At 70.6% G+C, this 15,036-nt stretch carries 14 protein-coding genes; 6 read left to right on the forward strand and 8 right to left on the reverse strand.

Going from position 1 to position 15,036, the window contains the following annotated elements; genetic code table 11:
* The first annotated feature begins 27 nt into the window (after window positions 1–27).
* The 3 genes from BGO91_RS14315 to BGO91_RS14325 are packed head-to-tail and all read left to right on the forward strand — an operon-like array spanning window position 28 to window position 2,435.
* Window positions 28–1,605, forward strand: a complete 1,578-nt coding sequence (locus BGO91_RS14315) for a hypothetical protein (protein WP_290473411.1) — start codon at window positions 28–30, stop codon at window positions 1,603–1,605.
* Between the two features lie 23 nt (window positions 1,606–1,628).
* Window positions 1,629–2,123, forward strand: a complete 495-nt coding sequence (locus tag BGO91_RS14320; protein ID WP_290473412.1) for a hypothetical protein — start codon at window positions 1,629–1,631, stop codon at window positions 2,121–2,123.
* Between the two features lie 9 nt (window positions 2,124–2,132).
* Window positions 2,133–2,435 (forward strand): hypothetical protein, encoded by a 303-nt coding sequence (locus tag BGO91_RS14325; RefSeq protein ID WP_290473413.1) that lies wholly within the window; start codon window positions 2,133–2,135, stop codon window positions 2,433–2,435.
* Window positions 2,436–2,467: 32 nt separating this feature from the next.
* On the opposite strand, the gene BGO91_RS14330 is transcribed toward BGO91_RS14325, so the two are convergent.
* From BGO91_RS14330 to BGO91_RS14340, 3 genes are read right to left on the reverse strand one after another with little or no spacing between them, the layout of a single operon-like run.
* Window positions 2,468–3,298 carry an ABC transporter permease gene (locus BGO91_RS14330; protein ID WP_290473414.1) on the reverse strand — a complete coding sequence of 277 codons (831 nt, stop codon included), beginning with the start codon at window positions 3,296–3,298 and terminating at the stop codon, window positions 2,468–2,470.
* Entirely contained in the window at window positions 3,295–4,146 is an 852-nt protein-coding gene (locus tag BGO91_RS14335) for an ABC transporter permease (RefSeq protein ID WP_290473415.1), read from the reverse strand. Before BGO91_RS14335 ends, BGO91_RS14330 begins: the two co-directional genes overlap by 4 nt.
* Entirely contained in the window at window positions 4,143–5,069 is a 927-nt protein-coding gene (locus BGO91_RS14340) for an ATP-binding cassette domain-containing protein (RefSeq protein WP_290473416.1), read from the reverse strand. The genes BGO91_RS14335 and BGO91_RS14340 overlap by 4 nt, the downstream gene beginning before the upstream one ends.
* Before the next feature lie 95 nt (window positions 5,070–5,164).
* Between BGO91_RS14340 and BGO91_RS14345 the strand changes: the two genes are divergently transcribed.
* Together BGO91_RS14345 and BGO91_RS14350 are read left to right on the forward strand one after the other, a co-directional pair.
* Entirely contained in the window at window positions 5,165–5,380 is a 216-nt protein-coding gene (locus BGO91_RS14345) for a hypothetical protein (protein WP_039923107.1), read from the forward strand.
* Between the two features lie 56 nt (window positions 5,381–5,436).
* The gene (locus BGO91_RS14350) at window positions 5,437–7,410 is read left to right on the forward strand and encodes an ABC transporter ATP-binding protein (RefSeq protein WP_290473417.1); all 1,974 of its coding nucleotides are present in this window, start codon (window positions 5,437–5,439) and stop codon (window positions 7,408–7,410) included.
* A gap of 102 nt (window positions 7,411–7,512) precedes the next feature.
* Here BGO91_RS14350 and BGO91_RS14355 read toward each other — a convergent pair whose 3' ends face one another.
* On the reverse strand, window positions 7,513–9,393 hold the full coding sequence (locus BGO91_RS14355) for a phosphoenolpyruvate carboxykinase (GTP) (RefSeq protein WP_290473418.1): 1,881 nt from the start codon (window positions 9,391–9,393) through the stop codon (window positions 7,513–7,515).
* A gap of 116 nt (window positions 9,394–9,509) precedes the next feature.
* Between BGO91_RS14355 and BGO91_RS14360 the strand changes: the two genes are divergently transcribed.
* Window positions 9,510–10,964, forward strand: coding sequence for an XRE family transcriptional regulator (locus tag BGO91_RS14360; protein WP_290473419.1), 1,455 nt, complete (start codon window positions 9,510–9,512; stop codon window positions 10,962–10,964).
* Between the two features lie 111 nt (window positions 10,965–11,075).
* Here the strand turns inward: BGO91_RS14360 and BGO91_RS14365 are convergent, their stop codons facing one another.
* Genes BGO91_RS14365 through BGO91_RS14380 form a run of 4 tightly spaced genes read right to left on the reverse strand, consistent with a single transcriptional unit; the run spans window position 11,076 to window position 15,014 of the window.
* Window positions 11,076–11,849 carry a 3-hydroxyacyl-CoA dehydrogenase gene (locus BGO91_RS14365; RefSeq protein WP_290473420.1) on the reverse strand — a complete coding sequence of 258 codons (774 nt, stop codon included), beginning with the start codon at window positions 11,847–11,849 and terminating at the stop codon, window positions 11,076–11,078.
* 22 nt (window positions 11,850–11,871) lie between these two features.
* Window positions 11,872–13,062 carry a thiolase family protein gene (locus tag BGO91_RS14370; RefSeq protein ID WP_290473421.1) on the reverse strand — a complete coding sequence of 397 codons (1,191 nt, stop codon included), beginning with the start codon at window positions 13,060–13,062 and terminating at the stop codon, window positions 11,872–11,874.
* A 1-nt stretch (window position 13,063) separates the two neighbouring features.
* Window positions 13,064–14,527 (reverse strand): NAD-dependent succinate-semialdehyde dehydrogenase, encoded by a 1,464-nt coding sequence (locus BGO91_RS14375; RefSeq protein ID WP_290473422.1) that lies wholly within the window; start codon window positions 14,525–14,527, stop codon window positions 13,064–13,066.
* Window positions 14,520–15,014 (reverse strand): Lrp/AsnC family transcriptional regulator, encoded by a 495-nt coding sequence (locus tag BGO91_RS14380; protein ID WP_290473423.1) that lies wholly within the window; start codon window positions 15,012–15,014, stop codon window positions 14,520–14,522. The genes BGO91_RS14375 and BGO91_RS14380 overlap by 8 nt, the downstream gene beginning before the upstream one ends.
* Window positions 15,015–15,036 lie beyond the last annotated feature (22 nt).

A 15,036-nucleotide genomic window follows, 5' to 3' on the forward strand; every position in this document is an offset into this window, starting at 1 on the left:
TTCCGGGCGTCGGTATCGTCGGGGCGTATGGGGGAATACGTTGCAAAGCTCGCGGCGCTCGCGGGCGCTCCGCGATACGGGATGGGGTCGGCGTTCACGAAGGCCGGCGAGGCTCTCGGGGAGGTCGCTCACGCAGCGCAACGCGCACGCTCGGATGTGGGGTTCAGCGGAGAGGCGGGGCACGCCGCCGAGTCACTGCTGGAGAGCCGCCGCCGGGCGCTCATCACGATCGCCGACGGGGCGTCGAAGGTCCCGGCACTGATCACCCGGGCGAACGACCAACTCGACCATGCACGCCGTGTCGCGAACGAGATCGGCGCCCGCACGGCGCCGCCGATGCGCGCCGAAGCTGCGGCTGCGGCGAAGGCCGCGCTCGAACGCTCCAACGAACAGGATGCCAAGCGCGCGTACACGGCGGTCGTGAAGGAGCTGCGCGCTCTGGCGGCGGAGCTGAAACCGCTGGTCGCGGACCTGTCGTCGGGTTCGTTCCCTGGCACGACCCAAGCGGGCCAGGCGAACGCTCCCGGGGGCCTGCGCGCGCTCAGTCAGCTCACACCCGCTCAGCTGGCAGCGCTGTCGACGGCCCAGCAGATCCGGCTGGCTGCGATGCTGTCGAAAGACCCGGACAAGGTCTGGGGATGGTGGATCACCCTGAGCGACGCCCAGCGCGCCACGTTCCTGACACACCTCGCCCCGTTCCTCGGCCGGCTCGACGGGCTGCCGCCGGCGGTGCGCGTGGCGGCGAACCGGACGAATGCCGGGACCGATCTGGCGGCCAACGAAGCGGAGCTGGCTCGGCTTCGCGCGCTTCCCGGAAGCCCCGAGAACACTCACAAGATCGCCCTGCTCGAGACGGAGAACGACTACCTGAAGCGCGCGGTCGACGGCTCGGTGCAGCTGTACCTCTACGACCGCGACGCTTCGCGGGTGATCGAAGTGGTCGGCGATCTCTCGCAGACGCCCACCAACGTGATCTACTACAACCCCGGGACGTTCACCGGGATGCCGGACTTCTGGAAGGGCGGGGTGCAGGCGATGGCGGGGTCGCTCGTGCAGGACCATCCGGGAGCTCTCGTCTTCGTCACCAAGGACGGCGCCTTCCCCGGCGAAAACGACACGAACCTCGGTGAACCGGACATGACGCGCATCCTGGAAGCGAACTCGGCGACATCCACCACGACGACCGCGGAACGGCTGGCATCGCTGCAACGCGGCGTCACCGCGAATCCGCAGTACACGTACGCGCAGGCCACGGCCATCGGCCACAGCTGGGGACTGGCGAACATCACCGCCTCGGAAGAGGCGGGAGCGCACTACGACCAGGTCATCTCCCTCTCCGGCGCCTGGATGCCGAAGGGATGGACCCCTGACCCGTCCACTACGTACCGGGACTACTCCTACCCGGACATCCTCCAGTACGCGCAGGAGTTCGGCGTCGTCGGTGAGAACCACGTCCCGCGCCGACCGGACAGCGGCTTCTCCTACGACCCGTACTACGAAGCACCTTCGGCGTTCGACTTCTTCGGCAACCACAACCTGATCACGACGGACTCGCAAGCGAACAAGTCCCTTCTGAACGACGTCAGGTGGGAGATCTTCGGGTGATGAAACGCGTATCGAAACTACTGATGGTTCTCGTGCTTGCCACCACCATGACTGCTTGCACCGGCAACACAGGAAAGGGTCTGACACCGATGGAGACATTCGATTCGGCGCGCACGCCGCAGGAGGGCAAGGCCCAGTCGCTGGAGATGCAGGACGAACTCGTCGGCCTGATCCCCTCGGACTGGATCGCGAAACGCTCGACCGAGCAGGTATCGCACGTTCGCAAGTGCGGGCCGAGTGACGCCTACTCCTGGATGGGGCTGACCTCCCTGACGTTCACGTCCCCCCGTGACACCGACGAACTGGTCGATTCGATCGCCGAGCACTACAAAGATTCAAGATTCACCGTTTCGATCGGCAAGAATCCCTCCGGGTACCGCCGCGTGGACCTCACGGGTGTCGACGGCGAGGGATATCTCGTCGCGCCCGCCTCGAAGGACCTGACCAAACTGACCATCGATGCCTGGTCCCCCTGCTTCCTCCTGCCCGACGGCATGTCGGCGCTGGACAAGTTCTGAGGCGCGGGCATGAGGCGGATCACGGCTGATCGCCGCACGGCGGCGGAGGCGGCGAGCGGAATCGCCGACACCCTGCCGTTGGTGCGGGAGTCGGCGACGCGTTTCCCCGGGGGTATCGCCGCCGGCGTAGAAGGAACGGAGGACTTCGACGGGGCGTTCAACGACGCGACGAGCGCGATCGCGAACACGCTGCCGTCGGTCGCGTCGCTGATGAAGAGCACCTCCGACGCCATCGTCGCGACCGTCGACGATCTGCTCGGAGCGGACCAGCAGAGCGCGACGGATCTGCGCGCGATCGACCGGGCGTTCTGACGCGGAGGACCGACAGCGTCCCGCAGCGATCCTCAGTCGAGGAAGAGCGCGCGGAGTCGTCGCGTGGTGAGGATGAGGCCGAGGACGACCATCACCACGAAGTAGAGGACGTGCCACAGCATCCCGAGGTCGACGGCTCCGGTCGTGAGCCCGCGGACGAGCTCGACGCCGTGCCAGAGCGGGAGGCAGCGGATGACCCACTGGATCGCCTCCGGGTAGACCGTGATCGGGTAGAAGGTCGCCGACAGCAGGAACATCGGCAGCAGCACGAAGTTGATCCAGTCCATCTGCTGGAAGGTCTTCATGTAGCTGGTGACGCCCATCCCAAAGCTGGCGAAGCCGAAGGCGATGAGGAGCACGGCCGGGAGCGCGAGCAGCGCCCACCACGACAGGTTGAGGCCGAGCGCCTGCATGACGAGCATGAAGCCGAGGGCGTAGAGGGCACCGCGGGCGAGTGCGAGCAGGATCTCGCCGAGGGCGACGTCGAGCGGCCCGAGGGAGGTGGAGAGCATCCCCTCGTACAGCTTGGCGAAGTGCATCTTGAAGAAGACGTTCCAGGTGGAGTCGTACACCGCGCCGTTCATGGCGGCGGTCGCCAGGAGGGCCGGGGCGATGAAGGCGGCGTACGAGACCGGCTGCCCGGTCGAGGTGTGCACGTCGCCGACGAGCTTTCCGAGCCCGATGCCGAGCGAGAGCAGGTAGAAGATCGGCTCGAAGAAGCCGGACACGATGACGAGCCAGTTCGTGCTGCGGGTCGCGCGCCAGCCGCGCTGCATCACCGAGGTCGCGTTGCCGGCGTAGAGGGCGCGCAGCGGGCGGGAGCGGGAGACGGTCGCCGTCATCCGGTCGTCGGTCGCGGTCATTTGTTCAGCCTCCGCCCGGTGATCCGGCGCGCCCACAGCCAGAACACGACCGCGAGCGCGGCCAGGTAGACGACGTGCACGATCGTGAGCCACAGCGGCTCGGGCGAGCCGTAGGCGAACACGCGGGAGAGCTCGGTGGCGTGCCAGAGCGGGGAGATCCAGCCTATCCATTGGAGGTAGTCGGGCATGTTGGTCAGCGGGAAGAAGGTGCCGGAGAACAGCGTCATCGGCAGCAGCACGAAGCGCATCAGCATGGCGATCTGGCCGGTGTCCTGCTCGAGGGTCGCGACGTAGGCCATGACCGGGGCGCCGAAAGCCAGGCCGGCGAGCGTCGCGACGAACACGGTCACCCACCCCCACGGCCCGGGGACGGCGCCGAAGAGCAGCATGAACGCGTAGTAGACGATGCTCGTGCCGAGCAGGCGCGCGATCACGGAGATGACGATGCCGTCGATGATCTGACCCGGGGCGATCGGAGCGGCGTTCATGCCGAAGAAGGTGGGGTTCCACTTGAAGCCGAGCATCACCGGGTAGGTGAACTCCTCGCTCGCGACGGTGACCGCGGCGGTGCAGAGCAGCGCGGGCGCGACGAACGCGAGATAGCTGACGCCGTCGATGGCGTTCGGCCCGGTGTTCGCGCTGATCAGGCTCCCGAGGCCGACGCCCATCGCGAAGAGGTACACGAGCGGGTTGCCGAAGCCGGTGACCAGCAGCGTCTGCAGGTACGACCGCATGACACGGAAGCGGTGCTCGGCCACGTACCAGGCGCCGAACCGCCGCGGACGCACGGCTGCGGCGAGCGCCTCCCGCGCGTCGCCGGACGTTCCCACACCGGTCTCGGCGCTCATTCGATCAGGCTCCGGCCGGTGAGCCGCAGGAACACGTCCTCCAGGCTCGACCGGCGGACGAGGCTCGTGAGGGGATGGAGGCCGCGGTCGGTGATCCGCGCGAGCTCGGCCTCGCCATCCTCGCTGTAGACCAGGATGCGGTCGGGCAGCACCTCCACCCGCTCGCCGATGCCGCCGAGCTGCCCGGCGACCTCGGCGTTGCGTTCGGAGCCGAACCGCACCTCCAGCACCTCGCGGGTCGAGTACTCGCGGATGAGGGCGGCCGGCGAGCCCTCGGCCATGATCCTGCCCTTGTCCACGACGACCAGCCGGTCGCAGAGCTGCTCGGCCTCGTCCATGTAGTGCGTGGTGAGGACCAGCGTCGTGCCCTGCTCCTTCAGGCGGAAGAGGCGGTCCCAGAGGATGTGCCGCGCCTGCGGGTCGAGGCCGGTGGTCGGTTCGTCCAGCAGCAGGATGCGCGGGTCGTTGATGAGCGCCCGCGCGATCGTCAGTCTCCGCTTCATGCCGCCGGAGAGGTCGTCGACCTTGGCCTTCGCCTTGTCCTCCAGCTGGGCGAACTCGAGGAGCTCGTCGGCGCGACGGCGCACGCGGGCGGACGGCAGGCCGAAGTAGCGGCCGTAGACGATGAGGTTGTCGCGCACGCGCAGTTCGGTGTCGAGGTTGTCCGCCTGCGGCACGACGCCGAGCTGCGAGCGGATCTCGGGGCCGTACCGGTCGGGGTCGAGCCCCAGGATGCTGAGGTCGCCGCCCGTGCGGGTGGAGACGGCGCCCACCATCCGCATCGTCGTGGACTTGCCGGCGCCGTTGGGGCCGAGCAGCCCGAACGACTCCCCCGCCTCCACCTGGAAGCTGATGCCGTCGACCGCGGGGAAGTCCCTGTACGTCTTGACGAGGTCGGTGGCGGTGATGACGGGCGTCGGCATAGTTCAGCACTGTAGCCCCGGCCGGGGACATCCCGGCGATCCAAGGGAGTCAATCTAGGTTGACGATGGAGCCGACGTCAACTATGGTTGACCGCATGGACAGCAGCACCCTCCGCACCCTCGCCGGCGACGCCGGGTCCGACGACCCGATCGTCGCCCTGCGCGCCATCTCCCGGATGCACCGCGAACTCGACCAGATCGAGGCGGTCGCCGTGCGGCGCGCACGCAACGCCAACGCCACCTGGCAGCTCATCGCCCTGGCCCTCGGTGTCAGCAAACAGGCAGTCCACAAGAAGTACGGTCGGATGTAGACCGCCACCCGTCTGCCCTCCCCTCGTCGCAACCGAAGCACCCCGAACGGAAGACCATGACCACCGAGCAGCCCACCGCGTCCCCCCGACGCCGCTCCCCCTTCTCCCGGCGCCCCGACGACGCCGGCCCCCGCGCCCGTTTCAGCCAGCTCCTCCCGTACCTGCTCGAGCACAAGAAGGTGCTCGCGTTCGTCGTCGTGCTGAGCGTGCTCGGCGCAGCGGCGAGCCTGGCCCAGCCGCTGCTCGTCAGCCAGGTGATCGACATCGTCGGCAAGGGCCAGGCCCTCGGCGGCATCGTCTGGGGCCTGGTCGCGCTCGTGGTGGTCTCGGGCCTGATCTCCGGCTACCAGCACTACCTCCTCCAGCGCACGGGCGAGGGCGTCGTGCTCTCCTCCCGCCGCAAGCTCGTCGGGCGGATGCTGCGCCTGCCGATCAGCGAGTTCGACACCCGCCGCACCGGCGACCTCGTCTCCCGGGTCGGCTCGGACACCACCCTCCTGCGCGCGGTGCTGACCCAGGGCCTCGTCGAGGCGATCGGCGGGGCGCTCGCCTTCGTCGGCGCGCTCATCGCGATGCTGATCATCGACCCGGTGCTCCTCGGGCTCACGGTGCTCGTGGTCGCGGTGTCGATCGTGGTCGTCACGCTGCTCTCGGGCCGCATCCGGGTCGCCAGCCAGAAGGCGCAGAACAAGGTCGGCGACCTGGCCGCGGCGGTCGAGCGGGCGATCAGCTCGGTGCGGACCATCCGCGCGGCCAACGCGACCGACCGGGAGATCGCCGCCGTCGACGAGAACGCCACCGGCGCCTACAAGATGGGCATCCAGGTCGCGAAGATCTCGGCGCTCGTCGTGCCCGTCGCCGGGATCGCCATGCAGGTGTCGTTCCTGGTCGTGCTCGGCGTCGGCGGGTTCCGCGTCGCCAGCGGTGCGATCACGGTCGCGAACCTGGTGGCGTTCATCCTCTTCCTCTTCATGATGATCCTGCCGCTCGGCCAGGCGTTCGGCGCCATCGCCGCCGTCAACTCGGCCCTCGGCGCGCTGGGACGCATCCAGGAGATCCTCGACCTGCCGACCGAGGACCAGCGCGACCGCGAGATCGCGCCGCTGGCCTGGACCGTCGGAGCCGCGAACGAAGGCCTCGCTCCGGAGGCCCCGGCCATCGAGTTCGCGGACGTGCACTTCGCGTATCCCGAGCACGACGAGGCGACGACGGGTGACGCCGGGTCGCCCGCCTCCGCTCCGAAGTCGGTCGAGCGCGTCGCCGTGGAGGCGTTCGGCGGTGTGGACGTCGTCGCCGAGGCCGAGGTCGCCGCGGGCGCCGGGGCCGATGGGGAGTCGGCCGCCCCGCACGGCGGTGTGCTGCACGGCGTGAGCTTCACCGTGCCGCGCGGCAAGCGCACCGCGCTGGTCGGGCCGTCCGGTGCGGGCAAGTCGACCATCCTGGCGCTGATCGAGCGCTTCTACGACGTCGACGCGGGCGAGGTGCGGTTCGGCGGCCTCGACGTGCGGAGCCTGGAGCGCACTCCCCTGCGCGAGCAGATCGGCTACGTGGAGCAGGACGCCCCCGTGCTCGCCGGCTCGCTGCGCGACAACCTCACCCTTTCGGCGCCGTACGCGACCGACCAGGCCTGCATCGATGTGCTGCACGCGGTCAACCTCACCGAGGTGCTCGAGCGCAGCGAGCTCGGACTGGCGGCCCCGGTCGGCGAGGACGGGATCATGCTTTCCGGCGGCGAGCGCCAGCGTCTCGCGATCGCACGGGCCCTGCTCGCGGCGCCGCCCGTGCTGCTGCTCGACGAGTCGACCTCCAGCCTCGACGGCCGCAACGAGCAGCTGATGCGGGAGGCCATCGACGCCGTCGCGGAGGACCGCACCCTGCTCGTGATCGCGCACCGGCTCTCCACCGTCGTCGACTCCGACCAGATCGTCGTGCTCGACCACGGCCGGGTCGTCGGCGTCGGCACGCACTCCGAGCTGGTCGCCAGCACCCCGCTCTACCGCGACCTCGCCAAGCACCAACTCCTCGTCTAACCCGACTCACGCCGCGGCCAGCAGCCGCCGAGCACAGGAAAAGGGTCCGTTTCGACGATCGAAACGGACCCTTTTCCTGTGCTCGGCGGCTGGCGGGGCGGGTTAGGCGCGCAGGTGGTAGCGGAGGGAGGCGAGCTCGGCGTGCAGGGCCGCGGGGACGCGGTTGCCGAAGCGGTCGAAGAACGCGTCGGTGAGGTCGCACTCGGCCAGCCAGCTGTCGCGGTCGACCTCGAACAGCGCCTCGACGTCCTTCGCCGGGAGGTCGAGTCCGTCGAGATCGAGCTCGTCGATGCGCGGGAGGCGGCCGATGGGAGACTCCACGGCTCCGGCACTGCCCTCCACGCGGCGGGCGATCCACTCGATCACCCGGGCGTTCTCGCTGAACCCGGGCCAGAGGAAGCCGCCGTCCTCGCCCTTGCGGAACCAGTTGACCTGGAACACGGCCGGGGCGTCGGCGCCGAGCTTCTCGCCGATCTCGAGCCAGTGACCCCAGTAGTCGGCCATGTTGTAACCGCAGAACGGGAGCATCGCGAACGGGTCGCGGCGCAGCTCGCCGACCGCGCCCTCGGCGGCGGCGGTCTGCTCGGACGAGATCGTCGCGCCGATGAAGACCCCGTGCTTCCAGTCGCGGGCCTGCGCCACGAGCGGCACGTTGGTCGCGCGGCGCCCGCCGAAGAGGATGGCGTCGATCGGCACGCCGTCGAAGGCGTCCCAGTCGTCCGCGATCGCCGGGCACTGGGCGGCGGACACGGTGAACCGCGAGTTCGGGTGTGCCGCGGGGCGACCGGACTCGGGCGTCCACTCGTTGCCCTCCCAGTCGATCAGGTGCGCGGGCGGCTCCTCGGTCAGCCCCTCCCACCACACGTCGCCGTCGTCGCGGAGCGCCACGTTCGTGAAGATCGTGTTGCCCCAGAGCGTCTCGACCGCGGTCGCGTTGGTGAGCTCGCCGGTGCCGGGCGCGACGCCGAAGAAGCCCGCCTCGGGGTTGATGGCGCGCAGGCGGCCGTCGGGACCCTGGCGCAGCCAGGCGATGTCGTCGCCGACGGTCTCGACCGTCCAGCCCGGGATGCTCGGCTTCAGCATGGCGAGATTCGTCTTGCCGCACGCGGACGGGAAGGCCGCGGCGAAGTGGAACGCGCGCCCCTCGGGCGACGTCACCTTGACGATGAGCATGTGCTCGGCCAGCCAGCCCTCGTCGCGCGCCATGACCGAGGCGATCCGCAGGGCGAAGCACTTCTTGGCCAGGATGGCGTTGCCGCCGTAGCCGGAACCGTACGACCAGACCTCGCGCGTCTCGGGGAACTGCACGATGTACTTGGTCTCATTGCACGGCCACGCGACGTCGTCGCGGCGGTGACCGGCCTCGTCGATGAGCGGAGCACCCACGCTGTGCACGGTCGGCACCCACGGCTGCCCGGCCGCGATGAGGTCGAGGACGGTGTTCGTGACGCGGGTCATCATCCCCATGCTGACCGCGACGTATGCCGAGTCGGTGAGCTGGATGCCGACCTGCGAGATGGGGCCGCCGACCGGGCCCATGGAGAACGGGACGACGTACATCGTGCGGCCGCGCATGCTGCCGGCGAAGACGTCGCGCAGCTCCGCGCGCATCCCCTCGGGCTCGCGCCAGTTGTTCGTGGGGCCGGCGTCGGCCTCGTCGACCGAGCAGATGAACGTGCGGTCCTCGACCCGGGCGACGTCGCCGGGGTCTGTGCGCGCGAGGAAGCTGTTCGGGCGCCACTCCGGGTTCAGCCGGATGAGCTTGCCCTCGGCGACGAGCTGCTTGGTGAGGCGGTCGGCCTCCCCCAGGGAGCCGTCGCACCAGACGATCTCCTCCGGCTCGGTGAGCGCCGCGATGTCGGCCACCCAGGCGTGCAGGGCGGCGAGGCCGGCGGTGGCGTCGTACGTGGCGTCGTCGCGGATGGCGTCGCGGTCCGCGTCGGTGCGGCCGGTCTCGGTCAGCGGAAGCTCGGCGATGGTCATTCCCGTCGTCCTCTCGGTCGGAAAGAAGTGCTGTGAATCCAGCTTCCGCGACCTTCTGGGGGTCGAGCGGGTCGAAAGGGTGGAAAGAATCGCGATTCTTTCGCTATCGTGAACGCATGGAGCCGTTCACCGCCGAATCGGGCGCCGACATCGCCACCCTCGGCCACCGCATCCGCCACTTCCGCACGAACCGCGGGCTCACGCTCGACGAGCTGGGGGCGGAGGTCGGTGTCGCGCCGAGCCAGCTCTCCCTCATCGAGAACGGCAAGCGCGAACCGCGGGTCACGCTGCTCGTCACGCTCGCGAACGCCCTGGGCGTCCAGCTCGCCGATCTGCTGTCGGCCGAGCCGCCGGACGAGCGCGCCGCCCTCGAGATCGAACTCGCCCGGGCGCAGCGCGGCACCCTCTACGGCTCGCTCGGCCTGCCCGCGGTGAAGCCGACCAAGGGCACCCCGACCGAGACCCTGGAGGCCCTGGTCGGCCTGCACCGCGAGCTCTCCCGCCGCGCGTCCGAGGCGATCGCCACCCCGGAGGAGGCCCGCCGCGCCAACACCGAGCTGCGGGAGCGGATGCGCGCCCAGAACAACTACATCCCCGCCATCGAGGAGCTCGCCGAGGAGCGCGTGCGCGCCTCCGGGCACACCCGCGGCGCCCTCACGCACCGCGAGGTGAGCGTGATGGCGGAGCAGCTGGGCTTCGAGCTGATCTACGCCAGCGACCTCCCGCGCTCCACCCGCTCCATCACCGACCTGGAGAACGGCCGCATCTACCTGCCGCCGGCCTCCATCCCGGGCGGCCACGGGCTGCGGTCGATGGCGCTGCAGGCGATGGCGCACCGCCTCCTCGGCCACGAGCGGCCGGACAGCTACGCGGACTTCCTGCGGCAGCGGCTCGAGATCAACTACTTCGCCGCCTGCTGCCTCATGCCGCGGGATGCCGCCGTCGCGTTCCTCGCGGAGGCCAAGAAGGAGAAGGACCTCGCCGTCGAGGACTTCCGCGACGCGTTCGGCGTCACCCACGAGGCGGCGGCCCTGCGCCTGACGAACCTCGCCACCGCCCACCTCGACATGACCCTCCACTTCCTGCGGGTCGGCGACGACGGCGCCCTCTACAAGGGCTACGAGAACGACGGCCTGCCGCTGCCGACCGACGTCACCGGCTCCATCGAGGGGCAGGTCGTCTGCCGCAAGTGGGGCGCGCGCGGGGCGTTCACGCACACCAACCGGACCACCGAGCTCTACCAGTACACCGACACCCCGGTCGGGACCTACTGGTGCGCGACCCAGGTCGGCTCGACCGCCGAGGGCGGCTACTCGATCAGTGTCGGCGCGCCCTTCGACCAGGCCAAATGGTTCCGCGGGCGCGAGACGACCGTGCGGGCCGAGTCCCGCTGCCCGGACGAATCGTGCTGCAAGCGGGCGCCGTCCGAGCTGTCGGGCCGCTGGTCGGGCAAGGCGTGGCCCAGCGCCCGGCTGCACGCGCACATCCTGTCGCCGCTGCCGTCCGGCTCGTTCCCGGGCGTCGACGACTCGGACGTGTACCGGTTCCTGCAGCAGCACTCCGGGGCGTAGCGCCGGCGGCCGCGACTGCGGTGCGTGGGTACGTTTGCGCGCCGGCGAGCGAGTGCAGTCGTACCGCGGGGCCGCAGTCGCGCGGCGGCGCGGCGGCAAGCCGGCCGCGGGCTACTTCGGCTGCATGCGGATCGCGCCGTCGAGGCGGATGGTCTCGCCGTTGAGCATGGCGTTCTCGACGATGTGACGCACCAAGGCCGCATACTCGGCGGGCTTGCCGAGGCGGGAGGGGTGCGGGACCTGGGCGGCGAGCGAGTCCTGCGCAGCCTGCGGCAGGCCCGCCATCATCGGGGTCTCGAAGATGCCCGGGGCGATGGTGACGACGCGCACGAGGCTGCGGGCGAGCTCCCGGGCGATCGGGAGGGTCATGGCCGCGACCCCGCCCTTGGACGCCGCGTAGGCGGGCTGGCCGATCTGCCCGTCGAACGCGGCGACGGAGGCGGTGTTGACGATGACGCCGCGCTCCGGGCCGAACTCGCCCTCGAGCGGCTCGGTGGTCACCATGGCCGCGGCGGCGAGGCGCGTGACGTTGAAGGTGCCGATCAGGTTCACGCGCACGACGCGCTCGAAGTCCTCGAGCGGGAGGACGCCGTCGCGGCCGAGCATGCGGGCGGCGGTCGCGATACCGGCGCAGTTGACGACGATGCGGAGCGAAGCGAGCTCGGACGCCGCGTCGACCGCCACCTGCACCTGGTCGCCGTCGGTCACGTCCCCGGGCACGAACCGCGCGGTCGGGCCGAGGGCGGTCGCGGCCTTCTCCCCCTGCGAGCTGGGGAGGTCGAGCAGCACGACGCGAGCGCCCGCGTCGGTGAGCGCGCGCGCCGTGGCGTTGCCGAGGCCGCTCGCGCCTCCGGTGACGAGGGCCGAGCATCCGTCGATCAGCATGGTTCTCCTTCCGGTGCGCGCGTCAGCGCAGCACCTCGATCAGGGTCGCGTTGGCGGTCCCTCCGCCTTCGCACATGGTCTGCAGGCCGTACCGGCCGCCGGTCGCCTCCAACTCGTTCAGCAGCGTCCCGAGCAGACGCGTACCCGAGGAGCCGAGCGCGTGCCCGAGGGCGATGGCCCCGCCGCGCGGGTTGAGCCGGGCGGGGTCCGCGTCGAACTCGCGCTGCCAGAACAGCGGGACGGAGGCGAACGCCTCGTTCACCTCGTAGGCGTCGATCTCGCCGAAGCGCACCCCGCTGCGGTCGAGCAGTTTGCGGGTGGCGGGCAGGATGCCGGTCAGCATGAAGAGCGGGTCGCTCCCGGCGACCGCGAACGAGTGGAACCGGGCGCGGGGGCGCAGGCCGAGCCGGGCCGCGGCCTCCTGGCTCATGATCAGCGCTGCCGAGGCGCCGTCGGTGAGCGGGGAGGAGTTGCCCGGCGTGATCCGCCAGTCGAGCTGGGGGAAGCGCGCGGCGAGCTCGTCCGTGCGGAACGCCGGCGAGAGGCCCGCGAGCCTCTCGGCGGTCGTACCGGGCCGGATGGTCTCGTCGGCGACGACGCTTCCGCTGTCCGGCGTCGGGACGGGGACGAGCTCGCCCTCGAACGCCCCGCTCGCCGCCGCCTCCGCCGCACGCTGGTGCGAGGTCACCGCGAAGGCGTCCAGCTCGGCCCGGGAGATGTCCCAGCGCTCGGCGATCAGCTCCGCCGAGACGCCCTGCCCGACGAGCCCCTCCGGGTAGCGGGCGTGCATGAGCGCCCCGCCGCGGGAGGCGCTGCCGACGTTCGAGCCGAGCGGCGCCCGACTCATCGACTCCACGCCGCACGCGATGACCACGTCATACGCGCCCGAGATCACGCCCTGGGCGGCGAAGGCCGTGGCCTGCTGGCTCGACCCGCACTGCCGGTCGATCGTGACCGCGGGCACGCTCTCGGGGAATCCCGCGCTCAGTACCGCCGTGCGCGTGATGTTCGCGGCCTGCTCGCCCGACTGCGTGACGCAGCCGCCGATGACGTCGTCCACGATCGCCGGGTCGATCCCGGTGCGGGCGACGAGCTCCATCAGCACCCCGGCGAGCAGGTCGGCGGGGTGGATGCCCGACAGCTCCCCGTCCGGCTTGCCGCGGCCGGACGGGGTGCGGACGACGTCGACGATGACGGCTTCGCTGCGCGGCATGTCAGGCTCCGAACGGGTCCGGGGTGAGCGTGTACTTCGTGCTGAGGTACTCGTGGATGCCCTCGAGGCCGCCCTCGCGCCCGAGACCGGACTGCTTGACGCCGCCGAACGGCGCGGCCGCATTGGAGAGGACGCCCACGTTCAGGCCCATCATCCCGGTCTGCAACCGCTCGATCATGCGCTGCCCGCGCGCGAGGTCCTTGGTGAACACGTAGGAGACGAGCCCGAACTCCGTGTCGTTCGCCATGCGCACGGCGTCGTCCTCGGTCGAGAACCGCACGATCGAGAGCACCGGCCCGAAGATCTCCTGGCGCAGGATGTCGCTGCCCGCCTGCACGTCGGTGACGACGGTGGGCTGGTAGAACGTGCCCTGCCCTTCCACCCGCGAGCCGCCGGTGAGGACGGAGGCGCCCCGGGCGACGGCGTCCGCGACGAGCGCCGCGGCCTTGTCGACGGCGTCGGAGTCGATCAGCGGGCCGATCGTCACGCCCTCCTCGGTGCCCCGGCCGACGCGCATCCCGTTGACGCGCTCCGTGACGCGGCGGGCGAACTCGTCGGCGACGTCCTCGTGCACGATGAACCGGTTGGCGGCGGTGCAGGCCTCGCCGATGTTGCGGAACTTGGCCAGCATCGCGCCGTCGACGGCCTTGTCGAGGTCGGCGTCCTCGAAGACGACGAACGGGGCGTTGCCGCCCAGCTCCATCGACGTGCGGAGGACGTTCTCCGACGCCTGCTTCAGCAGCGAGCGGCCGACCTCGGTCGAGCCGGTGAACGACAGCTTGCGCAGGCGCGGGTCGGCGATGATCGGCCCGGAGACCTTCCCGGAGGTGGAGGTCGTGATCACGTTCAGCACGCCGGCCGGGAGGCCCGCATCCTCCAGCAACCGGGCGAAGTACAGGGTGGTGAGGGGCGTCAGCGCGGCCGGCTTGACGACCACGGTGCAACCCGCCGCGAGTGCCGGCGCGATCTTGCGGGTCGCCATCGCGAGCGGGAAGTTCCACGGCGTGATCAGGAAGCACGGGCCGACGGGATGCTGGGAGACGATCATCCGCCCGGTGCCCTCCGGGTTGGTGCCGTACCGGCCCGCGATGCGCACGGCCTCCTCGGAGAACCAGCGGAGGAACTCGCCGCCGTAGGTGACCTCGCCGCTCGCCTCCGCCAGGGGCTTGCCCATCTCGAGCGTCATCAGCAGAGCGAACTCGTCGCGGCGCTCCTGCAGCAGGTCGAACGCGCGGCGCAGGATCTCACCGCGTGCGCGGGGCGCGGTGGCGGCCCAGTCGTCCGCTGCGGCGACGGCGGCGTCGAGAGCACGCGCGCCGTCCTCAGGGGAGGCGTCGGCGATCGTCTTGATCAGGTCGCCGGTCGCCGGGTCGTAGACCGGCAGGGTGCCGGCCGAACCGGACGTCCACTCCCCTCCGATGAACAGTCCGTCGGGGACCCGGTCGAGCAGGGCCTTCTCATCCATAGCGTCGTTCCTCTCCGTTGTCGTCCGTCACCGCCGACTGCACCAGCGGCACCGATCGGTGGTCGATGGTGGTGGCCAATGCGATGACGGTGGATGTGCGGGTGATGCCGGGGCCGCTGACGACCAGGTCGATCACCCGCTGCAGGTCGGCGTTCGAGCGCGCGACCGCGCGGATCAGCAGGTCGCCCGGCCCCGTGATCGTGTGCACCTCGAGCACCTCGGGGATGCCGCGCAGGTGGTCGACGACGGTCACCCGGCCATCGCCCTGCGCCACCTCGGCGGTGACGAAGGCCGTGACCGGATAGCCGAGCCGCTCGCTGTCGATGGTGGGCGCGAAGTCCTTCACCACGCCGGAGCGCTGCAGCCGGTCGAGCCGGGCCTGCACCGTGCCGCGGGCGACGCCCAGCCGGCGGGAGGCCTCGAAGACGCCCAGCCGCGGTTCCTCGGTCAGGAGCGCGATCAGGTCGGCGTCCAGCTTGTCGATCATCGGCCTCCTTCGGTCCTCGCAC

The organism is Leifsonia sp. 71-9 (assembly GCF_001898805.1).
Lineage (GTDB): Bacteria > Actinomycetota > Actinomycetes > Actinomycetales > Microbacteriaceae > Leifsonia.